The sequence below is a fragment of the Microbulbifer sp. A4B17 genome (genome assembly GCF_003076275.1).
Taxonomy (GTDB): domain Bacteria; phylum Pseudomonadota; class Gammaproteobacteria; order Pseudomonadales; family Cellvibrionaceae; genus Microbulbifer.
Map to the genome: position 1 here is coordinate 3,347,972 of NZ_CP029064.1, position 25,175 is coordinate 3,373,146.

At 40.8% G+C, this 25,175-nt stretch carries 19 protein-coding genes and 1 tRNA gene; 6 read left to right on the forward strand and 14 right to left on the reverse strand.

Features of this window, described 5'->3' with window-relative positions:
- Positions 1-2,042: 2,042 nt before the first annotated feature.
- The gene (locus BTJ40_RS14805) at positions 2,043-3,584 is read right to left on the reverse strand and encodes a hypothetical protein (protein WP_108733819.1); all 1,542 of its coding nucleotides are present in this window, start codon (positions 3,582-3,584) and stop codon (positions 2,043-2,045) included.
- 589 nt (positions 3,585-4,173) lie between these two features.
- Here BTJ40_RS14805 and BTJ40_RS14810 point away from each other — a divergent pair.
- The 3 genes from BTJ40_RS14810 (at position 4,174) to BTJ40_RS14820 (ending at position 7,350) form a co-directional block, all read left to right on the forward strand.
- Complete coding sequence (locus BTJ40_RS14810; protein ID WP_157954097.1) at positions 4,174-4,689, forward strand: hypothetical protein; 516 nt, start codon at positions 4,174-4,176, stop codon at positions 4,687-4,689.
- A gap of 1,356 nt (positions 4,690-6,045) precedes the next feature.
- Positions 6,046-7,023, forward strand: coding sequence for a serine protease (locus BTJ40_RS14815; protein ID WP_108733821.1), 978 nt, complete (start codon positions 6,046-6,048; stop codon positions 7,021-7,023).
- A gap of 105 nt (positions 7,024-7,128) precedes the next feature.
- The gene (locus BTJ40_RS14820) at positions 7,129-7,350 is read left to right on the forward strand and encodes a hypothetical protein (protein WP_108733822.1); all 222 of its coding nucleotides are present in this window, start codon (positions 7,129-7,131) and stop codon (positions 7,348-7,350) included.
- Positions 7,351-7,560: 210 nt separating this feature from the next.
- Here BTJ40_RS14820 and BTJ40_RS14825 read toward each other — a convergent pair whose 3' ends face one another.
- The 4 genes from BTJ40_RS14825 to BTJ40_RS14840 all read right to left on the reverse strand — a co-directional run bounded on the left by BTJ40_RS14825 (position 7,561) and on the right by BTJ40_RS14840 (position 12,336).
- A complete protein-coding gene (locus tag BTJ40_RS14825; protein ID WP_108733823.1) occupies positions 7,561-8,526 on the reverse strand; it encodes an IS30 family transposase in 966 nt (321 codons plus the stop codon).
- 192 nt (positions 8,527-8,718) lie between these two features.
- Complete coding sequence (locus tag BTJ40_RS14830; protein WP_108733824.1) at positions 8,719-10,041, reverse strand: phenylacetate--CoA ligase family protein; 1,323 nt, start codon at positions 10,039-10,041, stop codon at positions 8,719-8,721.
- Positions 10,042-10,060: 19 nt separating this feature from the next.
- A complete protein-coding gene (locus BTJ40_RS14835) occupies positions 10,061-10,918 on the reverse strand; it encodes a TauD/TfdA family dioxygenase (RefSeq protein ID WP_108733825.1) in 858 nt (285 codons plus the stop codon).
- Positions 10,915-12,336: an aromatic amino acid lyase gene (locus BTJ40_RS14840; protein WP_157954098.1), complete on the reverse strand. Its 1,422-nt coding sequence runs from the start codon at positions 12,334-12,336 to the stop codon at positions 10,915-10,917. The genes BTJ40_RS14835 and BTJ40_RS14840 overlap by 4 nt, the downstream gene beginning before the upstream one ends.
- A gap of 175 nt (positions 12,337-12,511) precedes the next feature.
- Between BTJ40_RS14840 and BTJ40_RS14845 the strand changes: the two genes are divergently transcribed.
- Positions 12,512-13,375, forward strand: a complete 864-nt coding sequence (locus BTJ40_RS14845) for a LysR family transcriptional regulator (RefSeq protein ID WP_108733827.1) — start codon at positions 12,512-12,514, stop codon at positions 13,373-13,375.
- Between the two features lie 525 nt (positions 13,376-13,900).
- Positions 13,901-14,173 (forward strand): hypothetical protein, encoded by a 273-nt coding sequence (locus BTJ40_RS14850; RefSeq protein WP_108733828.1) that lies wholly within the window; start codon positions 13,901-13,903, stop codon positions 14,171-14,173.
- 610 nt (positions 14,174-14,783) lie between these two features.
- On the opposite strand, the gene BTJ40_RS14855 is transcribed toward BTJ40_RS14850, so the two are convergent.
- From BTJ40_RS14855 to BTJ40_RS14870, 4 genes are all read right to left on the reverse strand, one after another.
- Positions 14,784-15,326, reverse strand: coding sequence for a hypothetical protein (locus tag BTJ40_RS14855; RefSeq protein ID WP_108733829.1), 543 nt, complete (start codon positions 15,324-15,326; stop codon positions 14,784-14,786).
- A gap of 430 nt (positions 15,327-15,756) precedes the next feature.
- A complete protein-coding gene (locus BTJ40_RS14860; protein ID WP_157954100.1) occupies positions 15,757-15,987 on the reverse strand; it encodes a hypothetical protein in 231 nt (76 codons plus the stop codon).
- A 908-nt stretch (positions 15,988-16,895) separates the two neighbouring features.
- On the reverse strand, positions 16,896-17,075 hold the full coding sequence (csrA, locus tag BTJ40_RS14865; protein ID WP_108733831.1) for a carbon storage regulator CsrA: 180 nt from the start codon (positions 17,073-17,075) through the stop codon (positions 16,896-16,898).
- A gap of 1,353 nt (positions 17,076-18,428) precedes the next feature.
- A complete protein-coding gene (locus BTJ40_RS14870) occupies positions 18,429-19,052 on the reverse strand; it encodes a hypothetical protein (RefSeq protein ID WP_108733832.1) in 624 nt (207 codons plus the stop codon).
- A gap of 486 nt (positions 19,053-19,538) precedes the next feature.
- On the opposite strand from BTJ40_RS14870, the gene BTJ40_RS14875 reads away from it, so the two are divergent.
- Positions 19,539-19,862, forward strand: a complete 324-nt coding sequence (locus tag BTJ40_RS14875) for a hypothetical protein (RefSeq protein WP_108733833.1) — start codon at positions 19,539-19,541, stop codon at positions 19,860-19,862.
- A 980-nt stretch (positions 19,863-20,842) separates the two neighbouring features.
- Here the strand turns inward: BTJ40_RS14875 and drt3b are convergent.
- The 5 genes from drt3b to ihfA form a co-directional block, all read right to left on the reverse strand.
- Positions 20,843-22,810, reverse strand: a complete 1,968-nt coding sequence (gene drt3b / locus BTJ40_RS14880; RefSeq protein ID WP_108733834.1) for an antiviral reverse transcriptase Drt3b — start codon at positions 22,808-22,810, stop codon at positions 20,843-20,845.
- On the reverse strand, positions 22,803-24,044 hold the full coding sequence (gene drt3a, locus BTJ40_RS14885) for an antiviral reverse transcriptase Drt3a (protein WP_108733835.1): 1,242 nt from the start codon (positions 24,042-24,044) through the stop codon (positions 22,803-22,805). The genes drt3b and drt3a overlap by 8 nt, the downstream gene beginning before the upstream one ends.
- A 224-nt stretch (positions 24,045-24,268) precedes the next feature.
- A tRNA-Pro gene (locus tag BTJ40_RS14890) sits at positions 24,269-24,345 on the reverse strand.
- Between the two features lie 114 nt (positions 24,346-24,459).
- Positions 24,460-24,828: a MerR family transcriptional regulator gene (locus BTJ40_RS14895; protein ID WP_108733836.1), complete on the reverse strand. Its 369-nt coding sequence runs from the start codon at positions 24,826-24,828 to the stop codon at positions 24,460-24,462.
- Positions 24,809-25,114, reverse strand: coding sequence for an integration host factor subunit alpha (ihfA, locus tag BTJ40_RS14900; RefSeq protein WP_108733837.1), 306 nt, complete (start codon positions 25,112-25,114; stop codon positions 24,809-24,811). The genes BTJ40_RS14895 and ihfA overlap by 20 nt, the downstream gene beginning before the upstream one ends.
- Between the last annotated feature and the right edge of the window lie 61 nt (positions 25,115-25,175).

The following is a 25,175-nucleotide window of genomic DNA, read 5'->3' on the forward strand; positions in this document are numbered from 1 at the left end:
GATCCTCTAATACAAGTAGGATCAATGTCCCCCAAATTTGAGAACCTGACTTACTATATGTTGACAATATCGGTCCACAATCTAAAGAAATTGTAGAGGTTCATGCTCGCATAATTATTGGAATAAATTGTTCATAGATCGCATGGTATAAAAAGGTAGGTGCTCGGAGCGAACCAGAATTAACCACTGATAATTGAGTTCTTAATATAGTCCATACAAAAACTCAATTTATAGAATTTAAGCCCTTTTAAAAGTAGCGCACATATCCACAATACCAAAACTGAAAAGTGTGGCAAAATTGCATATACAAACAGGAAAAATTATATGGTTACTGTGATCTTCGGGGGCTCAGCTTTTCAGTGAATAAAATCAGGTCACGTGGAGAACTGCCGTCCAACAGCCACTTTGAAAGCAGCTTCATCAGTTATCTTATCTACATTTGGGGTTAAACCTGCGGCATTAAAGCAGAGCTGGCACCGTACAAACGCCATATAGTCTAGGCCAGCGCCAGTAACTACCGTACACCTGTGGGTATCACCTCTCTAACTTTGTGGGTTTCCTTACCAAGCCACTAATTAGCTCAACAACCTCGGCCATAATGGCAGCATCATAGCCGAGGTATTATAAATGACTAGTTAACTACCAGGGCGAATGATGCCTCTACTATTGCTTCCATGTAAAGTGAATCACTCCAACTCCATCAAGCTTTGTTATAGATAACTATTTCTGGACAACAAGTTAAGTTTTTCTTACCGTTTTGCAGGCGCTGCTCCATCATTGTTTTGCTGGGGATGCTCCAAGTTTTAGTGAGTCATCAAGTAATGGCTAATGTCTCGGATTGCTTCTGCGATTGAGGTGTAACCGAGAGAGAGGATTTACTCACTCTTCAGACTCCGAAACAGTCTTTTCGTTGGTGTATTCTCCCAGTAACTTCCATGTCGATTCATACTCTGGGCCATCCGGTAGAGCCACAGCTGTTGATGGAACTGATGACCGGCATACTGACTACCTTGATCCGAGTGAAACATAACTCAATCGGGCTTTCTTCGCTGCTCCCAAGCCATTTCCAATACTTTTATAGTTAATTCTGTATATGATTACCCTGAGAGAGCCAATCCAACGACACGGCGAGCATTCAAATCTATAACGGTAGCTAGGTAACACCAGCTTGAACCAACCCCAATATAGGTAATATCGCTGCATATAATTTGATTGAATTTCTCTACATTAAACTGGTGGTAAAGCTTATTTGATACATCTAGGTGCTCTACGATTGCTCTCTTATACCTATGAGCATCAAGTTGCTTACACACCAAGTCCGCCTTACACATGAGTCTTCGGACTTTAAAGCGTCCGGTTGATATCCCCTGCTCATAAAGTAAACCTACGATTAAACGGCTAACTGAAGAAATAGCTGTATTTGAATAGTTCAATGACTTTGAAGCGAAGCTCTACTATGGGCACATCAATGGATGTCTCAGTTTATCTGGCGAACATACTGCTTCAGTAATTGAATGGCCCTGATCTACTACCAAGAAAGCAGTAACTAATTTAAATCCAGAAGAAAAGGATCGACGTTGTCTACTCCTTGAACATCTCTATTTTTAATGGCAACTTTACCACCTAAATTGGTATCCGAGTTTAGTAGACCACTACAGCCTATATCAAAAGCACTTTTAAAACATAGATAAGGGAGGGTGGCATACTCAGCGGCAATGGATCTATTGATATTCTACAGGATGAAGTAAATCTCTTAATAGAGTAATTAAGGAAACCACCGACAGACCCACTTTTTAAAAGCCTATTAAATTCTTCAAAATGTTCTAAATTCTATGAGCACAGTGAAGTTATAGATTTAATTATATGATTAGAAAATAATTATGAGAGCCAAACCAAGGGTTAAAAACTATATAATTTGATGTAAGAGATGGGGCCGCCATATGAACAACAGCCCCACGTAAATATAGTAACCCAGCAAAGGGATATATAAATACCTATCAAATATATACGATTTAATTATTTTAATTTACTAAATCCAAGAGTCAAAGAGTACTCCAGACAAGCTCTCCATTTATAAATTTAAAGTGCTGCCCCCCATTAGGGTTAAACTCAGGAATAGTATACTCTGTAGGCGAATTCTTAGGACATCCATACTCTTCCAATTCGTCAGAATCTACACCAAAACCCGAAATAAGATCACAGGCAGAAAAGAAAGCATTTAACATTGACCACTGAGTATACGGCTTCTGTCCACCAAAAACTGGCAGCAAAGTACTATCACCCTCCGATAGCCCATAGATACCACCTAACCCCACTGAAAATTCATAAGGAGATAAGTTCTCGTATGTAACAGCAGCTACGACAGCACAAGAATTATTAGCTTCAATCCTCATTTCATTTTCACCAATAAATGAACCATCGTACACATGTGAAAATGAACCGGTTACCTCACCTTGAAATCTCCATTTATACTCAAACCCGCTCCACCCTTTGTCATAAAGCTCAACTGTAGCAGGTCTTCCATTAAGGCCAAGAACAATACCGGACGTTTCATTAACTACATTTTCTGCGATAAAATACCCAGAACCATACTCCTCGCCTTTCCTATAGTTAAGAATATCAACAGATTTGTCTATTTCTAAAGCGTCCATGATTGTATTTTCTTGCAAGCTGCTCTTTAAGCGATCAGTATCAATCGGGCTAATCGCAACTTCACCATCCGAAAAAACATATCCCTCTTCAGTGGAGTACACTATATGGTCATTCTCAATCGAGATAAAAAAAGTTATATCTGAACTTGAAATGGGAATGTAAGTAGATTCCTCTGAAACAACAACTACCTGTGAAATCTTTCCATTGCTTTCAGAGTATAAATTTTCGACTTCAGATCCTGTTAGCAAGTAATCTGTATCGGGGGAATAGTATAACTCCCCATCAGCCATGGTTAACAACCCACCATTATATGAGCTAACCGCCTCTACAGTCTTAGAGGAAGTCTCAATAAACTCTGCTCCAGACCAGCTTATTATATCTGCTATAGATTCAAATGAATAAATATCTCCTTCAGTTGTTTGGGAAATAACTTTACCATTAACAGAACCGATAAAAATCAACCCACCGTGATTAAAAGAAAATACAATGCCTGATGAATCAAAAACATCAATACTAGTACCACCAAAAGAACTTCTTTTCTGAACTATTACCTTTTCCTCATCCTCAACCTCTACAACATATGGTTTTTCAGAAAAGTCATCGAAGCTTCCTACATTACCTAATGATACAGTACTACCGCCACCAGCCATATTTAATCCATCAGGACTATAATATACATCACCATTTTTTAGTACTGAAACGATCCCAGTCTCACCCAAAGAAGACATTCCATATAAATATTCGCCTGGCCCCAACATCTGTACAGAACCCGCCCCACGCAAATATTGAGGGGCAGCGGAGAAGTTAACGCCGCAATTATTTACACTACCAAGAACGCCGCCATTATACTCAGCCAATACTTGATCGTAAGTTGTAGCCTTAACTCCAGACGCTAAGAAAGGGAGCAAAATAGTGAGGAGTGATTTTTTCATATTAAATTATATTTACCATTTTGACTTAGGATATCCTTACCTAAGGGTAAGAGTCGTAAAGAAGTAAAATAACTGGTGTAAAAACCGACAGGTTAAATGAATGTAGCTATTTTTATTTCTACTTTTAGTATAACCTTATACTGATAGATTAAGGAAGCAAAATTTTAACTTGAATTTTCTTCCCTCAAATAGACACTCCAACAAATACGTCATCAACTATATTACGAATGTTAGATACATCAGGGTGGACCGTGTAAAAAGTCCAAGGAAGAATCATAAAACCAAAAAAACTGAATGGTACAGAGATGTTGCATCCAAGACTTAGCTTGAATGATCGAACAAAAAGAGAGAATTCCTCTATGGCTATATCAGCCTGATATCAGTAATAGTAAATGTAATCAGGGACACCTATCAGCAATACCGCTTCTCGCTCCACCTCCATTCAGCATTTACATAGCCAATACAGCCTGTAAAAATATCTTGTAATAGAAAATATGCTGAATTTGTTATGCTCTCCGCCCAATGTCAGCGATTACTTCGTGGACTTGGTTCACGCTGGTGGCTTTGGCTTAGGGCTAAAAAGCTGAGAATGGCATCGCACAGTGATGCACTGGACCTACTCACCGAGAGTGCTAGCAACGTGTTGGATGTCTGCTTTAAAGAGGTTATAGAAATCATGGTGGACGGCGGATGTGCTAGCGGAGTACAGCTAAGTGACGGGAGGACAATTGCCACTAACAAAGTAATTGCCAATATCAGCCCCAAACTATTCTACTCGAGGATGATTGATGAACATCTAGAGCCAGTGTTCCGTCGCCGCGTACGCGGATTCAGGGTGGGTCCCGGTACTTTCTCTATGAATGTGGCACTATCTGAACTGCCAGACTTCACCTGCAAACCAGGAACTCACTTACAGTCGCATCACCAGTCTGGAATAGTCACTGGTCCCACAATGAAATACCTGGAGCAAGTCTATGTGGATGCGACACAACACGGCTGGTCATGGAATCCCATTGTGGAGATATTGATCCCCTGCACCATCGACCCTTCTCTTGCCCCCGACGGCCAACATGTCACCAGCCTATTCTGTCAGCAGTTTTCGTAACGCCATCATCGCCCAACAAATTCATTCACCGTTAGATTTAAAGCGTAAGTTTGGCTTAATGGGGGGCGATATCTTTCATGGTGCCCTAGGACTGGACTAACTGTGGAGTAACCGCCCCTTTTTGGGATTTGCGGATTATCGTACACCGATTAAGGATTTATATCTTTGTGGTTTCGGTAGTCATCCAGGAGGTGGAGTAACTGGCGTGCCTGGGCATAAAACTGCAATGGAAATTCTGAGAGACAAATAAAAGTGGCCTGTGGAGTGCAGGCTCCTTTTCGCTCTACTACCAATCATTCTAACTTCCGACGAAGTCACTTATCCCAAAGAAGCCGCTAATTTAGAACATCCTATTGAAAAATAGTTAATTTACTTGTGAAGGCTCAAAATTTTTAAATATGTCTATGAAGAAGTAAACTTAATGGTTTGGAGTGAGCTTGAAGTGTCTATTGGACTCAGTAGAAATAACGGAAAGGCTTTCGTACAGAAAAATAAGTGCCAGGCATACGCACTGCAGGATTTCCAAGACACTCTCAGCCTCACGTCAAACCAAATTTCAAGTATTTTCTCAATAAGCTAATCTAAATATCAGAGCACCTATCCCGAACACTTCATCAGCCCCTTCGACGCTACTGATATTTAAGCGCCAAACAATTATTTCCCTTGAGGAAGGTTATCTATCTAGTGTGCAGCGGCATAAAAACCTTCATCTAGATTACAATTTCTTTACTTTTATACTCATCAAGGTCTTTCACGATCTTAAGGAGCACCTACCCTGCTGCTAATTTAGAAAACAATATCTCCATGAATGTTTATTTAGCTTGTTGCTATGGACACTGTATTTATTACACAATCATTCTTCCTTTAAGCAATCAATGAAATCGCATGCAACAATAAAACGAATAATAAATAGCATTCATCCGCGGGGCGAATTAGATAGGTGAAATAATTTCTCCTACAAATCGATTGATTTCACATTTATATCTAAACAGAAATGACTTACATAAATTTGATGTAAAATTTTCACCATAAATGCTTTAGATTACGTATAAAAGTGCATTAAAAAAGAGTTACTTACAAATTTATTCGAAAAAATATCTTTATTTATCCACTTGATATTTTAACAAATATTGTTAGGAGAGAAACATTCAACACTTAAAGCGCTAAATTTAAATGTTCAGGAAAATACTCAGCTTTTCCCTCACATGAAAACTGGCGCTGGTTAGCTTCTAATTTACAATTATCGAGTTGTAAACATGCACGGCAGTACTATATTATGCGCCCGCACAAAAATTAAGTGCAAAAACAAAAATGGTCGTACCACTACTTAAACCTATTAATTTAGAGGGATCAGATATGAACAAAAGTCATATTTTTCTTTCATTGGTAGTGCTCTCAGGGGCATCCCATGCAGCCCCCCTTTACAACTTTGTTGAGATAGACCAAACCGCAAGTTTTATAAGCGGTCATAATGTTGCAAAACAACCGGTAGTCAATGATGCTGCAGTAAGAAAAGAATATACGTTAATGGAACGCACCGCTTCTTTAAGTGCTGTTTCGGTTACTCCAGACGGTAGGCAATATATTGCAGAAGTAGATCAAGAATCCTTATCGCTATTGGAGCAAGCTATAGCAATTATTGAATCTCATGGTTTGGATTCAAGGATTTTTTCATCAAAAGGACAGGCGCCCACCATGATTCGTGGTGAGGAACAACTGCTCCCCACAGTTGTAATTGGTACCGACGATAGAGTTCAAATTACTAATACCGTGCAAAATCCTCACTGGTACAATGGCCGCATTGATGTAGGCTGTACCGGTACATTGATTACCGCAAAGCATGTGCTAACGGCAGGACATTGTGTTTCTGATGGCTCCGGCAACTGGTATAGTTCTCTTGATTTTACAGTGGCTCAATCTGGTAATTATGAGCCCTGGGGGAGTGAATCCTGGACAAATGCTGTGACTACCAGTGCTTGGCATAATAATTCAGATACGAACTATGACTATGCAATTATTGTGTTAGCGGAACCACCACACAATGGATATTCCGGATGGGGTGTCTATTCTGGCGGCACTCATAGTGTTACTGGATATCCAGGAGATAAGCCATTTGCTACTATGTGGACAGATTCCGGTAGCACGTCTTCAAGTACATACAGAGTGTGTTACACATTAGATACAGCTGGCGGTCAGAGTGGCAGTGGGATTAAAGACACGTCCAACAGTGTTCGCGGAATCCACACAACTGGATCATCCTCGCAAAACTGTGGAACGCGTATAACCAGCTCCGTCTATAACACTTTGCAGGATTGGATTGAGAATTACCCATAAAGTAAAATTACTTCACCCAAGCTTAGGATAAGGCGCCCTTGGGCGCCTTTTTTTAAAAGTATGAGAATGCTAATTTCTTTAATATTTTTTCTAAGTGCATGTGGAATGATGGCAGATGATGAACCCGAATGGCAGCGAATAATGGTGAGAGGCAGCCTAAATACACCTGATCCAGTTTTACAGGAAGTACAGCGTCTGGAAGAATTAGGAAAGGTAAAAGATGTGGTTATTCTTGAGTCCTATCCATTACAGATATGGTTTAGTTCCGATTTTGAGACAGCCCAGAAGCTGAAGTCCCTGTCAAATAAATATAGTTCATCTCGCTAGTTTTCTCTTTACCTACGCGCGAATGATAATTTTTTATAGGTTCGTGTTAATAGTAAAAGCCCGCCACAGCAGGTTATAGTTCCAAAACACCGAAATTAATCTAACGACCTTTCCTCCTTGTTATTCTAGCTCAGATTTTTTCCGACCATAGCAGTGCTCCACCAATCAAGGAATAATGAGCCTTGGTTTCAAGTAATAACTGCAATCCCCTTATGCCGCAAGCAGATCATCTTGCAGCCCCATAAATAACTCATTCGGCGACCTTCCACCCCGACTCGCTCTTGGCCTACTATTCAGGCGATCCATTACAAATTGAACTTGCTCATCTGTCACTTTATTAAAGTCGGTATCCTTTGGGAAATACTGTCGAATGAGGCCGTTAGTATTCTCATTGATTCCTCTCTCCCAGGATGAATATGGGTGAGCAAAATAAATATCAGCTTCTAAGCCTTCTGCAATCTGTTCATGACCAGCGAATTCAAGACCATTATCGAAGGTAATTGTTTTAATTTTATCTTTGAAGCTCATCATATGACTAACCGCTGCTTCAGTCAGCAAGTCTGATCGTTTACCTGTTAATCTAACAATAACAGTAAATAACGTCTTGCGTTCAACCATAGTCAGCAAAGCTCCGCCATGTCCCTTGCCTATAACGGTATCACCTTCCCAGTCACCTATCCGATTCATCCGGTCAACAACAGTTGGTCGATCATCTATGCTCACTCTGTTTTTGATCTTTCCGCGTCGATCATACTTACCGTAGCGCTTGCGATAGGGCTTTGATGCAATTCTAAGATGCTTGAATAAGTCTCCACCATTTGCCTGGTCTAAATAAATTAGTTGGTAGATCGTCTCATGATGTAACGATACACCCGTATGTCTCTTTAAATAGCTTGCAGCCTGCTGAGGACTTAATTCTTTCCGAGTTAGAGTGTCTATTTGTTGCCACACGCCATCAGTCACTTTCTGTGCTTTATACGCTTGCTGGCGTCTTAGTTCAGCAAGCTTATGTGCTTGCCCTGGGCGATATCCTCGCAAGCTTGCATTGCGCCGCAGCTCTCGGCTGATCGTCGAGGGATGCCTCTCTAACAATTTAGCTATTGCTTTCTGAGAATGTCCGGCTTTTCTTAGGCTGCTTCTTTCACAATGACTTTTAATACTTTTAAAATCTCCCATTTAATTCTATTCAAATACCATTCAAGGTAATGCTATTTTGTGATATCGGCATAGTGGGACAAGAATTACTTTCAACCCTCAATAGACCAGCTATAAAAATCTAGACATTAATACAACTCCCACAAGTACAATTAGCTAAACTAATAGGAGTCACCAGAACCAGTTACAAGCCTCGCTCGGCAGTCGAAATACCTATCTGCGATCAATAATTTTTTTTACTTTACCAGCTTTGTTACTTATTTCCCCAGGTTGCAAAATTTCTATATTGATTCTTGAGGCCGCTTCGAGCCCAAGGAAAATCATACGAAGGGTTACATCTGAACTGGTGAGATTGTTATAAAATTGTCGAGATAAATGATCTTTATCTCGCTTATCGACAGATTCTCTTGCTTCAATTTCAAATGCCAAATGATCATGTCCATCAACTTTTTCGATAATACAGTGGTAAAAGGAGCTAAGACCCGTGACGGCAGTGATAGCGTTTTCCAGCGCAATTGGATAGACATTGCCGCCATTGATTGTGAACATATTATCAATACGCCCCTTGATGGGACCCAAATAGGTTCCGGGGCGGCCGCATTCGCAAGGGCCTTTGTGCATTTCCACCAAATCATGTGTGTTATAGCGAATCAGTGGAAGGGCTTCACGCTGCAGAGCGGTTATAACTAACTCCCCAGCGACGCCATCTTCACATAGTTCTCCTGTATCGGGATCAATAACTTCTACATGAAAGAAATCTTCCCAAACATGTAAGTTATGGTGCTGGCATTCACTTGCTATTAGCCCAAGCTCAGTGTTTGCATACATATTAATCAACCTGGAGTTGAATAGCTTCTCATAGTGATCCCGAAAGTCTTCAGAGAATAGTTCACCTACCATAAATATATTGCGTATGTTTAAGGACGCTGGAGATATATCTTTTTCCACGCAGTGGCGTTCGAGCCTAGGTAATAAAGAGGGAAGGCAGACCATATAATCCAGCTGATACTTTTGCAGGCTCTGTAGCTGATGGTCTACCCCAAGAAATGAATCTGCAGGAATAGTGAGGCCAAATATTTCAGCGGCAGCATGACAAATCATACCACTGGGCCAAGGACCATAAGTCATTGCGCACAAACACTTATGGGACGGCTCGACACCTGTAAATAGGAAACTGCGTGCTTGTGAGATTATAGCATTATTAATATCTTTGCGGGTATAAGGTACGTGTTTGGGAGTACCAGTGCTACCCGATGTGTGGCAGTAGCGTATGATATCGTCAAAAGCCATACTCACTGTCGGCATAGGCTTTAAAAATATTTCTGAGCTTATAATCGGCAGTTGTTGTAAATCTTTATAGCTTTGAATTGCCTCTATATCAACTTTGTTTTGTTCAAGTAATTCACGATAGTAGTTAGACTTTGCAAAAGCCTCACTGAGAAGCCACCTGAGTTGATTATTTTTAAATGCCTGCTGTTCAGTTCTAGACTGACTATTTTGGTGCAAAAAATCTGCCAGTAGTTCACTATAGTTCATAAATACACTAGTAATCTATTTATAGATATTTAATTGGTCGTTCTGCAGAAAAATGCACACGGTGTAATTCCCGTCGTTGATTGTAGTCATTTACTGCATAGTGTAAGACTTGGTGATTATTCCAAAGCACTAGGGTGCCAGGGCGCCATTGCACTCGGCAATTAAACTCAGGTTTTTCGATGTGTTTAAATAGATAATCTAGCAGCCCCGAACTTTCATCAAGTGTCATACCCTCAAAATGCGAGGTGGTAGTCCGATTCAAGTAGAGAAAAGGCTTACCAGTTACAGGGTTTCTACAAACTGCCGGGTGTACTGCAGATTCCAGTGGCATTAATTTTAGTGCCCGCTCTATACCAGAGCTACTCTCACCTGAACTTTCCATTAACTTTGATATTGGTTGTTTCTTGAGCATTAGCTCTGTGGTATGTATCACATTGAGGGATTTAACTACTTGCTGCATTGCAGTTGAAAGGCTCTCATAAGCAAGTGTTGAACTTGTAAAAAGGGTATCGCCTCCTCTGTTGGGAATATCAATACCATACAAAGCTATACCTTTTACCGGCTTCGAATAATATCCCTGATCATGATGCCAGATCCCACCAGTATTTTTCTTTTCACCGATCTCTTTGATAATTCTAGCAACTTGTGGGTACTCCTCAGAGTGACCTTGAAAAAAGAAATAATTTTTTTGAAGTTCTCCAAATAAGCTGCAGAAGTTGACAAATGCTTGTGTATCCAGGTCCATATCCCTGATAACCAATAGCTCATGCTCATGCCATAGGTTTTGCAATGTTAGTCCTGTACCTTGATCTACATCCGCTAGCTCTTTTGCTTGAATCTCAATACCGAAATTACCAGTTAAATAGTTAAAATTCATAAAATGCTCTCGATCTCGGTTGTTGTAAATTGTGACCAGTTCGACAATTTTAATGCTTCGGGTAAACCACCCGTTGAGCGCATCATTGCGGCTCTAGCTGAACAAAAAGTTGCTGCGCGAACAATTTCTTTTAACGTATCCAGCTGATCGTTAACATTGTTAAGAGCGGCCATTCCACAGGGCACGAGGTCCTGATTATTGCCTTCACATGAGAAACTCATCTGACGCACCGGTGTCGACCTGGCCTTTATTTCCTGGAACAAAGCCGACGTTAACTGGTGAATTCCTTTACAGTGATTGAAAGATTCAACATTTAAATTATCTGGCAAACCTCCGTTAAGGCGATAATCCATTAAAATCAATATTTGTCGATCAAGCATTTCAGATAGACGATGGATGATTTCCAGCATAAATTCAGCGGAAGCTGCCAGTCCAATCGCATAAAAGAGTCCGCCATGCCAGGGACCAGACTCAAGAATTAGGGGGTTGTCAGCGACGGCTAGAGCTTCGGAACGAATTTTAGCTTCAGAGTAATCCAATAAATCAAGGCAGTGCCCAAGTATCTGAGGAGCACAGCGAACAGAATAACGAGCTTGTAACAAAGTTTTCTTGCCTTCGACAATCTTCGGCGATTTTAAATAGTCACGTCGTAGTTGTGTCAGCAGGTTACCTGCCCGAGCGTAGCTGGTGTGTACCTCCCCATAATGCAAACCTTCCGAGAAATGCTCATCTCCGGTGCCTATCGCCAGGGACATAAGCGCAACAGATTTAAAACAGTCCCTTAATACCTTTCTTAATTGATAATCATGTTCGATAGCCCATGAAGCCATCATGGCATTGGTATTTACCAGACCAATTACGTCGCGAGGGCCCTTTGGTCCATCCTCGAATAGAGGAGATATGGCATGGGCCATAGAAATTAAGTCACCACTGGCTCCCAAGCTACCTTTTCGGGGAACTCTGGGAAGAGCTTCACTGTTTGCCAGGTTAAGAAGTGCTTGATAAGTGGAAGGATGGATACCAGATAAGCCATGGGCCGTTTTCCGAGCTTGTAGTTTCAACGCGCGTCTGACGACAGACTTCGGCAGAGGAGTACCGATACCAACTTGTAAATATTCCAATAGGTTGACTTGGGTATTTTTCCATTGATTTGGATCTAGGGCATTTCGCTCATTCTCACCATAGCTAGTGTGTAGGCCATAAATGGGGTTATCAGTATCGTCGATCTGATCTTGAAGTAATGCATATGAGCGTTTAACTCTGGAAATATCTTTGTCACTTGCGAGAACTGGGTTGTGTAGATATCCCCACTCATACCAAGTCTGCAAAGGAAAAGTTAAAGCTAAACTAAAATTAGCTTCAGAGGATACTGCATTACTATTCGCTGCTACGGGATAGCTGAGAGATGGCGTAGACACTCTAACTCCAAAACTTTTTGAATAAATAGGGAGTAAAGAAATTAACATGAGTATAAAAACATGAAAAATAGAAGTCGGCGCTGGTTGCCATAGGCAATATCTATGGCAACCAAGAGTATGTCGATGTAGACTCGATAGCTGCTTTTAAATTAAGTCGCTAAATAAGTTAGGCTCTATGTTCCCACACGCTGATGAACTTAATTACTTTATTGAAGTTGCAAAAACAAAAAACATATCCAGGGCAGCAGAAAGATTGGGGATTAGGCAGCCGAGCCTGAGTGCTGCTATCAAGAGGCTGGAAAGACAGCTAGGTACTGAAATAATAATACGGGAAAAAACTGGTGTTCAACTTTCACGTGCCGGTCTTAGGCTATTAAAGAGCGCTCAGCAGCTATTAGATGATTGGGATGAGGTTAAGTATTCTGCGCTGCGAGAAAATAAAGAGGCCGTTGGCCATTTTACCATTGGATGTCACAGCTCGATTTCACTACATATGCTACCTGATAGCCTTCCTACTTTTATCGCACAAAACCCAGGTATTGAATTGAGCTTCCAGCATGCCCTTTCTCGCGAGATTGTAGAGGCCGTGATCAGCTGGAAAATTGATATCGGTATTGTCGTAAATCCTGTATCTCATCCTGATTTGGTAATCAAGCATCTTTGTCACGATATGGTTAGTTTTTGGCATAATCCTGAGAAAATTCAATCTAGAGACGTACTAATATATGATCCAGCATTGATGCAGACGAACTGGCTGCTAAAAACCATATCTGAAAGCAATAGATATAAACAATATATAAGGTCTTCAAGTCACGAGCTAATCACAAAAATGACATTAGAGGGGTTTGGGGTTGGTATTATTCCTGGTCGAGTTGCACAGACACATGGAAGAAATCAGCTCGAATGGGTAAGTAAAGACCAACCAGGCTTTAAAGATGAAATATGTCTAGTGTATCGGCGCGAGATAACTCATAGCATGGGTGCAAAGAAATTAATTGAAGAATTTAAACTTACCAACTATGAAAAAAATTTCTATTAGATACAATTGAAATAAAACTCAAAAACCATAAAATTATTAATAATATTTTGAACTGCAGAGCACTACTGGTTAATATCCATGCAACTTAAGCAGCCTTTCAATTGTAAAAATATCAAGAGCTTTATCCATTTAATACAAGAATAGTTTACGCTCGCGAGCGAGATATTCCCGAGATGATATTAATCATCCCAAGCCACAATCTCATTCAAATATTAGCTCCGCAGCATAAATACCACAATCAATCTTGCCTTTTTTACTCAGCTAAACATTACACATTTGTAGATACCTATAAATTTTCAGAAGAGCAATAAAACCAGATCTATAAAAAGATAAAATTAAAAACAATCACTCTATAGAGAAGTGGAACAATAAGCACTCAACAATATTCCAGCAATGTTCTACCAAACACTGAGATTTCAGGACACCCACTAAAGAAAAAGTTCAAGATATCCACTCATAGATACTGCTCTTCGCTTAAAAACAAAGTGTTACAAAGTCTGAGTGCAAATTTGAGGCCTAAAAAGCATGATGAATTTCAATAAAGCTAATCAACCGGCAAAGACATTAGTACTACATTATGCGAAACAGCTAAGATCTGAAATCGCGGAGTCGGTTGTTTCTGGAAACTCTAATTTAGGCAGTAAAGAAGAGGCAAAATCCCTGGCCTACTTTTTCTGGGAAATGACAGATCAAGCAGTTGATGACCAAAAGGAGTGCAAGATGGTTGAGGGCATTACTGACATTCAATCCTGGCTAGAAAAAGCGCTTCATATATTTAGAGGTTACTTTAAAAAATAAGGTTATCAGCAAGAGTGGTCAGAGGGCTATGATAACTACCATAGCGATTAGTACACGGTAAAAGATCTTGTCTGCCCCATTGCTTGACGCTATTACAGCGGTTCCAATACGTCACCTGAAATCAGATCTAGGGCAGTCTGGGGGCCAAATTGGAACTAATTGACCTCGATAACTGGCAAGGATCAATTGGCGGCGTCCTTCCTCTAGTCTTTGACCGCATGGGTACACCAAAAGGGCACTGGATCTACCTAGCTCCCCCTTGACTGAAGCTTTAAGCACTTGGCAGGCTGGATGGCATTGATTCAGCAGGTTAGCATACAGCAGATTGGTCTAGCGGCAGTGGGCTGCTGCCAATTACACGCCGAGCGGAAAGGTATATCTACCCCCACTTCAGTTAGATCACTATTAAAAAATGGCTGATTGGGGTGGATGGCACTTAGACCTAAGAAAAAGTAGAGCTATTGCTACCGACACTCCACCCATATTGCACAGATTCCGAATTTCCGCCAATCACTGGCTCTTCTTAAGTCACAACTTTGAAAACTGCTTCAAAGTTGCTATCAAGGGTACGTTACGCTTCTGGCACCCTTACATAGGAAAACTAATCAGATTATCTCCCTGCCTTAGCCAGGCTGGATTCAGCTAATGGGCCATAACCACAACCCCAATACTGTTCGCCAGTTTTCATACTTGTTTTCCAACAAGTTTCCTTATTTGGTGTTCTCATTAATAAAACCTGAATTTCAAAGGGAGGATCAACATCTAAGATCTCGTATGGCGGCGTTACGTACGAACCATCTTTGACCGCACGAACAATACTTAGCTTCCTATATTTTGTTTCCGGCTTCCAATCAAAGAATATTGTTCCTTCTGAAGTTTCAAATTCACAGTTCCAGTTTCGGTTAACAATACTCCTCTCTCCATCATATAGCTGCTTGTAAGAACAAACATATTTATTGTTAATTGGGTCAAAGTCATTTATAAAGTACTTAACGAAGACTCGATACCCCATATCATTCGGTAAAGCTCTTATTGAATGGACGTCGAAAGTATCGTTTCGTGCAATAACAGTATCTTCTTTTTCAATTTGCTTTACTTCAATTGATGCACATGAAATTAAAGCTAAACAAATCGCCAGCGCAGATATTCTCATAAATTATTCATCATATTTTTATAATGGCCACCGCATATGCAAGCAGCCTGTTGCAGGTCCCAAGTACATGAAATCTTTTGTCCACAATTTTTAGAAGCTGGGTTAATGGATCACATTACTTGTAAATTAAGCACCTATGCACTGGCTGCTCTTTTACAAAAGTAGTAAAGACACAGGGGCCGCCCGCCGCCCTTATTCCATCACACTTTTCCTCATGATACGTCGTTTCCTGCTCAACTTCATAAATTAAGCACTCTCTATTTGATACGCAGCCTGCCAAGAATAAGGAAGGCAAAAGAATTAGTTTTTTAATCATCTCATTAATAGTTAAGCTGTTTGAATTTCTAACGACGTGCACTCGATTAACGGCAACGCACTGTAGGCTGCCCGAGCGACACAGCCGCACAATTTTGCATATGAGTGTAAGGAATTACCATGTATTAAGCTTATGCGTTTGATTTGGAAATATCTCTAACTTCAGATTTTTCCATTCTTTTCCACGGTCAGTAGAGTTTTTCCTTAAATACGAGATGGCATTAAGGGGACCGAATGTATTAGCTACTGAGAACTGAATCTCTTCTTTATCACCGCAAGGCATGTAAAAATACATTCCTGCTATTTCTTGCTTGCCGCTCTTGGTAATACCTACGCTGCCATCCATTCGTGCAGAAATCCAGGGTTCATGAATACTGTCAACCATAGACTGGTAGATAAAACCAATCAGATGGTCGTCTTCCTATTCTTGCTTGTTCTGGTTTTCTACCATTGTTAAGTCATCGAAGGATAAAATAAAAAATTATTTTGAACCTTGTTCTTATTATAACGCTTAAGGTACTTGTGGTAAAACCATAACGAATCATCAGTTTTGGCTTTAGGTGCCTTTTCTTTCTTTTTTTAGCTTAGGTGCAGCCAATTTAACTTCACTGTATATCCAATTAATGAGAGCTCCCAGTAAATCAAGCTCGCCAAATTTGTCGAGGGAACATAGCTTACCTACGATGTGTTCAGTATCACCTATCACTAGCCTAATCTTTCAATGTAGAAATTTCTTATCTCAAAAAATCGTATGCAGTAGCACGTTGGATTGCTTTGACTTTTTTCTACTGGATTCATCGGCTATTTTGCTTCCGTAATCTGGCAGCCAATTTGGCTATCAGTTCACTTCGCTATATGACAAGGAGCGGTTGACGGTAAAGTTCCTCTAGCCATTGACAGTAGGGGTATTCCGAAAAGGAGCTGTATCTACCTAGATTACCCGTCAGACTGCAGCTTTAAACACTTGGCGAAATGACTGAAATTTATACAGCTGATTGATATACAGCAATGCTTGGGTTATGGGGCCGTCAGGCTTCTTTACCCTCCTTCACCCCGCTAACTAGCCACCTTCAGGGGCCAGTATGACGATATTGATCCGGCCATCTAACGCTCCACCAGCTTCGAAAGAGCCTTCTGTTACCAGTTCGAATTAGAGCCGTATATAGTCTGCTAGACAACGGCTCCAAAGTTCATACTTAGAACCCGCTTTCTCAACCTGTGAGAACCAAGAACCGCTCCACTCTCCTAGGATATTCAGACCTTCGCTCTCTTCTGCTTTTTGATCCGCACATAGATTTCTTCACGGTGGATGGGGAGTGATTTGGGTGCGCTTATGCCTATCTTCACTTGATTGCCTTTCACTTCCAGCACTGTGACTGAGACATTTGCTCCAATCCTTAGAAGTTCACCTGTCCGTCGCTTTAAGATCAACATACTTATTTTCCTTCAATGGTCAAAGTTTGGGCGCTTCCGGGGTGGGGAAGCTTGGGCTTAACGTTTGGAGGAAATATAGGGTGGTGCGCGGGGGCGGTAGGCAGAGAAGAGGAAAAGGCGGGCGCTAGGCTTCCAGAACTTGGGAACAGATCCCAAGCCGCTGAATGTACTCCACTTTATTGAAGACGAGCGGGTTTCTAGCGTATTATCCATATAGCCATTTTGATAGTGTAGTTATCAATTTGGTCAGCTGGCCCAGGGTGTTCCTAGCACCTTGGGTCAGCGCCTTTTGCTTACTCTTACGTCACGCTACCGTTCTCCTTTGAGGGGATGGGTCTTTTAGAAAACTCTTGGCCCTCTCGAAGTTTTCAAAATCTTTTATACTTCTGAAGCGTTTATAGTTGGCTCGCTCAATTACGGCCAAAATACCCAAAATATCTATCGATTTTACGCAGCTTTGAGATTGAAACAAACTGAATAAATTCCAATAGGATTATTTACGCGCCTATATTTTTGTTATTTTCAGCTGAGGAAATATCAATTAACCATTGGAAAACTCAATTCACATTAAAATTCACCCCATGCTTTTCTTAAAAGATTAAAGAGCAACATTCTCAATCACATGGCCAACTAAAGGCTAAACCGGGGAATGTGAAAGTCCACTAATGATTTAATTGGCTCATTAGTTTTATACTCGTATCCGCACCCCTTTGTTAAATACTGGAAGAGCGGGATTCCATTGTAGGGATAAATATTGAGTTCAGCGTAGAGTTACCATCTTGTAAGTCACCTCTCCACATTAGTGCTATCGCTTGGTTGTTTTGGGTTAAAACCAACCGTACAAGTAGCCGCTGGTAAGGTCATTTTAAATTCCAGGCTTAGCTATTCTTACCAGTATTGCCAAGACATTGAAGACTCTGATTACACTTGTACTTAACCGCGCATTCGCACGGTCGTATCTAGTGAGCAACCCAAAACTCTACTTTATTTATTGGTAGTGAGCGCTTGAAGGAATTTAAAGCACTCCCCTTTCCGTTGGAGCACTATTTGGAGCCATTGACTGGAGTGGCCGGTATTTAGATCCTTAAAAACGAGGTAGTATGTGCGGAATCACCCCTCCTATCCGAGAGACTTGATATCTCACCTCTCCACTGGCTATATAGCAACCGAATTTTGAAAGCGGATTTAAAGTCTGTAGCTGACTGCCAGCAGCTTCCTCTCAGCGTTCCTTATAATCTGGCCTAACCCCAAATCAGCCTTCCCAAAGCCTGAACGCCAATTTCTGGTATTCCACTTCCCTTGCCTCCAAATCAGAGATGAAGAGTCTACAGAAAGCTATTATGGCTATTTACATCAGAGCCACTGCCATCTGGGGCCATCAGGATAAAGCCTTAACCTTTGCCCTTGAATATGAGTACGACCGGTATAAGTATCTTGGCTCCCATCGACAGTCTCTCTAACAACAGTACCGCGAAAACGCTGATACCATTTGCCTGTATAATTATGATCTTGAAAATTTTTTAAGCGCAACTTACAGGTTTTTGACGAAATCCCAAAGTCCATTTCGGTTTCACTTAAGTCAACATTATTTTTTTCCAGTTCTTCTTTAAACTGCTCCATATAATCGCTAGTGGGCTGGTAGTGGCCACTGAAATTATTAATATGCTCTATTATTCCACCTACCACAGAGATATGCCCAGCCGCAGCAACTGGGCGCCCCGAAAGAAATGCTGAATGGTGCTGAATGTCACCATTTTTGTTACCACAAAAGATACGTCCATTTTTGTCCATAACAAATGCCCAAGATCCGCCAGGATTGGTATTAAGTTTTTCACCGCGCCAAAACAGAAGCCCATCTTGTATAGTAACCTGATATTTTTCTCGTTCAGCTTCACTCATATAGGGCACAACAACTCCACTAAAAGCATCTTTACTTAAACCGCTATCTTTTAGCATTCCAAGTTCTTTGTATGGCATGTTAGTTATCTCCTTTATAAATGCACTTAATAGATAGCCATCAATAATAGCTCGTAATATTGACAACTATTTCAAGAGTATTTCTATCTCCATTCGTAAGTTTGAATCCAATGTAAATCATTGAGTTTCCGGTTACATACGCAGGGCTTTTCTTTGTGGGAAAGATGCCCAACCCGAGAGAGATTATGAGCATCGGCGTCAGTGTATTGAGGGTAGGAAGCAAAAGCTAGCCGGTATCATTGCGCTCGATATTGGAGCCTATGCTGTAATAAGAAACCACTACTGTATTCTGCTCTATATCGACACAGAGCCGCCAAAATTTGGTCCGATACCGAGGTCATTACTCGCTGGCAAGCGTTTTTAGAACTTCCGTACTAACTCAACGCTATCTTCAAGGGTACACTCTCGATTCTAGCGAAATAGAAAAGCTCCATGAGCTTAAAGAATGGCCATAATGAATGACGTGCCACTAGAGGCCCATAAAGCATGATGAATTTCAATGAATACAATCAACCAGCGAAGACATTAGTTATGCATTACGCGAAACAACTAAACTCCGAAATCGCTCGATCAATTGTTTCTGGAAACTCCTATTTAGATAGTAAGGAGGAAGCAGAGTCTTTGGCTTACTTTTTCTGGGAAATGACAGATCAAGCGGTTGATGACGAAAAAGACTGCAAGATGATTGAGGGCATTTCAGATATTCAGTCTTGGCTAGAAAAAGCACTTCATATATTTAGAGGTTACTTCAAAAAGCAAGGCTATCAACAAGAGTGGTCAGAGGGCTATGACAAATACCATAGTGAGTAGAGCTTCACAACAAACTTCCGCCTAACTGCTATAAGGAGAGGTAGAGTCCCCACTATTGGAAGGGGGCATTCAAATCTCAAGCTTGCTTGGATAAGCGGGCTCTGTCAGGCTAAGTGGATTTAAACTCTATCCGAGTCAAAATTCCGGATGGGTCGAATTTCACTTCGATCCGACAGCGAGTAAACACAGCAGCTAATGGTAAGCAGCCCGACAATCTATTGCCGATGCTCGGTGATGAACGTAAAGCTGACTGCCCTTTCAACTGGATCACTATCTCGAACTGATTGACTGGAGTAGCCGACTACTCAATACACAGAAACGGGGAGCTATTAATAAAAATAACCCCAATTCTTCAACGGTTGGGGATACCAGTAAAACACTGGCTTTTTCTAAGCCGCAACTTTGAGAGCTGCCTTAAGAGCTTGGTGGGCTTGTCGGAATTGGTCCGGCAGGTCTGTACCCAGCAGAATAAGCGCTGGGTACATGGATTGCGAGACTGGCGACACTCCGTACCTATTTCTCAATTATTCACAAGCCCAACCTATCTGCGCTGAATCTCTATCTGTATTGGAGTTATTGTGTTATCTGCCGAATAGTGACGTACAAATTTTATTCATTTCCTGGCTTTTTTATTCTTGAGCTTATCTGCGGATGCCTAATGGGCCCATATGGCATAACTGACGCCCCTTCTCAAATCTTTGGGCGTCCAGGATTGCTGATTTAAAGAGAGTGTAATTACATTTGGAAAAAGAAAACAAGGAACTCAAGGCTAAGGTGTGTGCAGCATCCCCAGTGACTTCAATGGCTCAGCCGCTCTTCCACATCAACACATGCTGATCGCCACCAACATGCATTAATAGAAAGTATAAAAAGAGAGTTCAAATAAATGCAATGCTCGAGAATTCAAAGCAAATAATACATCGACCTCTCTAGTAGAGCCTGCTATTGCTCCCTGTTTCCGAAAAAGGAAAATATCACAGTCAGTAAGCCGATTTCAACTCTTTCTTTTCTAGGATGTTATACAAATCTACACCGGTCCACTTTACAAACCAATTTCTACTCACAAAGAGTTCGGCCTCACCTTCCTTTTCTCCTCGGGATAAACTCTCCAGGTTAAATTCATTTCTAAATTTTCTCAGAAGGTCCTGCCTATAGTTTGAATTTAAATAAGGGCATGAAATCATATCAAAAAACAAGTGGGCTGCATTAGAAGATACCCTTAATTTTGAAAAATCACGAAATATAGATTTCAAGGAAATGTATATCTTTTTCTTTAAAACAGAATAATCTTCGTAATTCTTTATATAAAATAAAATTGAAATAATATCAAAATAACTCAACTCCCTTTCGTTAAAAAAATTCTCATCCAAAAATTCCTTCGAAACCAAATACTCAACTCCAAGCTCCTCCATTGCAACTAAAATATTCAATTTCTCTAAAGGGATATGATTCTCCACGTAATCCGGAGAGCGAGCTCCGCTACTCTTTAAAAAATTCACACAATGTTCATACACCCTCTGCTTAATTGAGGGGGACTCTAACTGAAAATTCGCTTCAAAAAATCTAATGGAAAGAATAACTGTCTTTGTGAGAGGGTAAGAAGAGGAAACTAATGGTACTACCGAATACAGAAAAAAGGAAACATCAAGCAATGCGCTTACAGCCAGCCTATAATCTCTCGGCTTAACTTCATCTCGATTAGTTTCATATGATTCCACTAGACATTTTAAACGCTCAAATATTGAGGAGATCAAGTACTGAGCTACAGCCTCGTAACCAAACCCATAATCGGTACATAAAGATTTAACTCTATTAAGAAAATTTGAAGTTAAACTGGATAGGCGACGAATTGGCTTAGGGATAAATTTTACACCTTCATCTCCCCTTTCCACCATGAGAAAAGAGTTAAAAAAGTCGGTCAGAACATCTGACAAGCAAACCATTAATGCGGACCTTGAACTATAAAAAGGTCGCGTATATTCTATTGTTTTTGATTCATTTATAGTTAGCTTATATTTAGACAACTCCTCCACAAGATAACCTGACACGCAATCTTGCACTTTGGAATCAATGGAAAAAATAAAATAATCATCCACATATCTTTTTATGACATAATCTTTCCCTAAAAATATCCCACGATCTTGAAGGCAACTAACTACACTCCTGTCTACATCTTCAAGGATAACCTCAGCAAATATACGAGAAATCTCAGCGCCAATAGGAATACCGTTGGTTTCATCATAATTTGATTTCTGAATTAAACTATCAAATGAGCATCCAAACATATAGTTTTGACGAAACTTTTTTGCAAATTCTTTGCTTTTGGTTGCCCAGGAAATACTATGCGTGTAAATTGACCCAAAGCAATTTGTAATATCCATTGCTATCAGAAAGGGAAACTTCCTCTCTAGCCCAAGGTATTCTGATGATTTAATAAATTTATACAATCGATCATAGCCAGAATACGCAAAATATGATCCAACATATTTACTCAAGATATCATCCGCCAAAAAATCAACGCTATCACGTCGATATTTATTGAATTCATCCTGTTTATTTTTTATGAAAAATGTATTACCAACTTTTCTTGGAGATCTAATAGATGTTCGAGAATCGTGACAAAAATGAAGAATTAATCGATCATATTGAATATAGAAATCAGAATAAGCTTTCTGGCTTATTGGATGCACTAAAGATAGCGTCCTTAAAGATTCAGAGCTTTTATTGATTTTATACATGTAAGGTTGGGTCGAGGCTCGAGAGCAATCCCCCTCAAAAAAAGCTAAAACAATATCTTTATGAAAAGAACAATCTCCCTTGTCAGCCACCTTTATATTTTCATAAAACCCATCATTGGAAAATATTAATGGAGTTTCATATGGTGTAGTCTCGGTTATAAGTGGGCGAAATCTATCTTTTTTATTTATTTTAACTTTTAATCTAGACATGCTTCCAGCACCGAACAATTTTTTCTAGTTCTGAAGAGGAGTAACTATAAATAGCCTTAGAGTTAAAACCCCCCTTAAATGAATATTTAAGAATGGATCTCTTATCTTTCTGTGTTAGGACGGAACTTAAAGATTTTGAAATTTTTGTCCTATTCGCCAAAACAATAGCCTTAAGGAAAGAATCTAGGGCCTTTATGCTCTTAGAGTATCCTGGAGAAACCTCTCTATAATTGTAGTAAATTCCTGCTAGACGACTTATTTTTTTATCTGGATCATAAATAGCATAATTGCTGGCTAAGAACTTAATCCTACATTCTAAGAGAGAAAAATTTCTCGTCCTGAGATAATCCAAAAAAGCAAGTGAACAACGCGTTTTTATTTTCTTCACCTTTTTATCTGCGATATCAACAATAACTTTCCGAGGCTCACCTTTAGCTTGAGAGCCGTAAATTAGAAAGCTATACCCCAGATAGTCAAAGCTCTGGCCTCCTAAGTTCTGAGTCGAACTAGGTTTCACATAAGGAAGGTCAATTAATTTTGTTTTTGAGTTGTTAAGTACCAAATCCGGTGGAAGAAGAGATGAAATTTTCGAGGAAAACCAACCAATATCCTCCAGACTATCCGTAATTAAAACGATATCATCTACATAGCGGTTATAAAAAAATACATTAGGAAGGCTCCTCACCCGCTCGTCAAAATCATGCATAACAATCTCTGATAGAGTAGCACTCAACGCAAGCCCTCTTGGTAAACCTGGCACATCAGCAGCAACTAAAAAATCAAAAAATGACTTCGCTACTTTGTACGTAGGCCTAGAAACAGCCATATTCAATCGAAGACGCTCGAGTAGATTTTCTACATTGATACTTTCATAGAAGCTTTTAATATCTAACTTATAAACTCGGTATGAAACACTTTCCTCCAATACCAGCTTAAGTGTTGCTATGATTTGATTCCTATCAGACTGCTTTGCGTGTGTTAATTTTGATAAGTTTTGAGATACCTTCCTTAAAATCAAGTCTTCAGCAAGATCACTTAAAGTGAAAACGGCCTGCCTTCCGACAAACTGACTACTCAAAGAAATTGGAGCGCTAAATCCTTGCCTCGCCTTATCTACAGCTGAATCAATAATATCAATTTTAGATTGTCCTAGCAGGCGGTCACCATGCCTCACGAAATCTCGATATCTAAGCTGGTTCCAGATAGTAGCCCTATTAAAAGACTGGTCGAACATATGTCATCCTGCATATATGTGAGTTTTAGGCCGGCTACACATTCATGCACAGTTATCATCAAAGGTGCAACCTAGCCTACTTAATTTGGCGTGTTTTTGTACATTTTTAGCGATTGCACTTTACATAAGTAGGAGAGAGCAAGGGATAGCATTACCCTAATAACAGCCACAAAAAAACCCGCTAAAAAGCGGGTTTCTTGGCCGTTGCGATGCAACGATATGTATGGTCGGAGCGGCCGGATTTGAACCGACGACCACCACACCCCCAGTGTGGTGCGCTACCAGGCTGCGCTACGCTCCGATTTTGAAAAATCGCTCACTTCGCTAAGTGATTGATTTTTAAAGACATCGTGTCTCGATGTGGCGTGAATCATACCTGAGTGCGGCTGGATTGCAAGCCCAGGTTTACAGTTTTTTATAAATTATTTTTCCCCTCCAGCAGGGCCACCACGTCCTTTAGTTCTGCGATCACTTCGGGGAGTACTTGCTGTAGCTGTACCACCTCTGCCCGCTCGCTGCCGGTTTCGATCTGCTGGCGGGCTCCACCAATGGTATAGCCCTCTTCGTACAGGAGCGCACGAATCTGGCGGATCATGATGACATCTTGGTGCTGGTAGTAACGGCGGTTGCCGCGACGTTTGACGGGTTTCAGCTGGGGGAATTCCTGCTCCCAGTAACGCAGGACATGGGGTTTAACGGCGCACAGTTCACTCACTTCACCAATGGTGAAATAGCGCTTACCGGGGATTGCAGGCAGCTGAGCGTTATTGCTCGGTTCCAGCATGCTCTTCTACTCGTGTCTTGAGTTTTTGCCCGGGTTTAAAAGTGACTACCCTGCGGGCCGAGATGGGGATTTCCTCGCCGGTCTTGGGGTTACGACCGGGACGCTGGCTTTTATCGCGCAGGTCGAAATTGCCAAAGCCGGAGAGCTTGACCTGCTCGTTACTTTCCAACGCATTGCGGATCTCCTCGAAGAAATATTCGACGATCTCTTTCGCTTCGCGCTTGTTAAAGCCCAGCTCTTCGTACAGTTTCTCGGCGAGCCCGGCCTTGGTCAGTGCCTCTGTCATTGGATCCTACCAATTGATTCAGAGGCGTCGACTCCAGATCGGAAGCGGCCCAAACCGCGGC

Excerpts from the sequence above, each read along its gene's own strand:
- BTJ40_RS14805 (WP_108733819.1), bottom strand. The coding sequence starts at position 3,584 with ATGAAAAAATCACTCCTCACTATTTTGCTCCCTTTCTTAGCGTCTGGA.
- BTJ40_RS14810 (WP_157954097.1), top strand. The coding sequence starts at position 4,174 with ATGGCATCGCACAGTGATGCACTGGACCTACTCACCGAGAGTGCTAGC.
- BTJ40_RS14815 (WP_108733821.1), top strand. The coding sequence starts at position 6,046 with ATGAACAAAAGTCATATTTTTCTTTCATTGGTAGTGCTCTCAGGGGCA.
- BTJ40_RS14820 (WP_108733822.1), top strand. The coding sequence starts at position 7,129 with ATGATGGCAGATGATGAACCCGAATGGCAGCGAATAATGGTGAGAGGC.
- BTJ40_RS14825 (WP_108733823.1), bottom strand. The coding sequence starts at position 8,526 with ATGGGAGATTTTAAAAGTATTAAAAGTCATTGTGAAAGAAGCAGCCTA.
- BTJ40_RS14830 (WP_108733824.1), bottom strand. The coding sequence starts at position 10,041 with ATGAACTATAGTGAACTACTGGCAGATTTTTTGCACCAAAATAGTCAG.
- BTJ40_RS14835 (WP_108733825.1), bottom strand. The coding sequence starts at position 10,918 with ATGAATTTTAACTATTTAACTGGTAATTTCGGTATTGAGATTCAAGCA.
- BTJ40_RS14845 (WP_108733827.1), top strand. The coding sequence starts at position 12,512 with ATGTTCCCACACGCTGATGAACTTAATTACTTTATTGAAGTTGCAAAA.
- BTJ40_RS14850 (WP_108733828.1), top strand. The coding sequence starts at position 13,901 with ATGATGAATTTCAATAAAGCTAATCAACCGGCAAAGACATTAGTACTA.
- BTJ40_RS14855 (WP_108733829.1), bottom strand. The coding sequence starts at position 15,326 with ATGAGAATATCTGCGCTGGCGATTTGTTTAGCTTTAATTTCATGTGCA.
- BTJ40_RS14860 (WP_157954100.1), bottom strand. The coding sequence starts at position 15,987 with ATGGATGGCAGCGTAGGTATTACCAAGAGCGGCAAGCAAGAAATAGCA.
- csrA (WP_108733831.1), bottom strand. The coding sequence starts at position 17,075 with ATGTTGATCTTAAAGCGACGGACAGGTGAACTTCTAAGGATTGGAGCA.
- BTJ40_RS14870 (WP_108733832.1), bottom strand. The coding sequence starts at position 19,052 with ATGCCATACAAAGAACTTGGAATGCTAAAAGATAGCGGTTTAAGTAAA.
- BTJ40_RS14875 (WP_108733833.1), top strand. The coding sequence starts at position 19,539 with ATGATGAATTTCAATGAATACAATCAACCAGCGAAGACATTAGTTATG.
- drt3b (WP_108733834.1), bottom strand. The coding sequence starts at position 22,810 with ATGTCTAGATTAAAAGTTAAAATAAATAAAAAAGATAGATTTCGCCCA.
- drt3a (WP_108733835.1), bottom strand. The coding sequence starts at position 24,044 with ATGTTCGACCAGTCTTTTAATAGGGCTACTATCTGGAACCAGCTTAGA.
- BTJ40_RS14895 (WP_108733836.1), bottom strand. The coding sequence starts at position 24,828 with ATGCTGGAACCGAGCAATAACGCTCAGCTGCCTGCAATCCCCGGTAAG.
- ihfA (WP_108733837.1), bottom strand. The coding sequence starts at position 25,114 with ATGACAGAGGCACTGACCAAGGCCGGGCTCGCCGAGAAACTGTACGAA.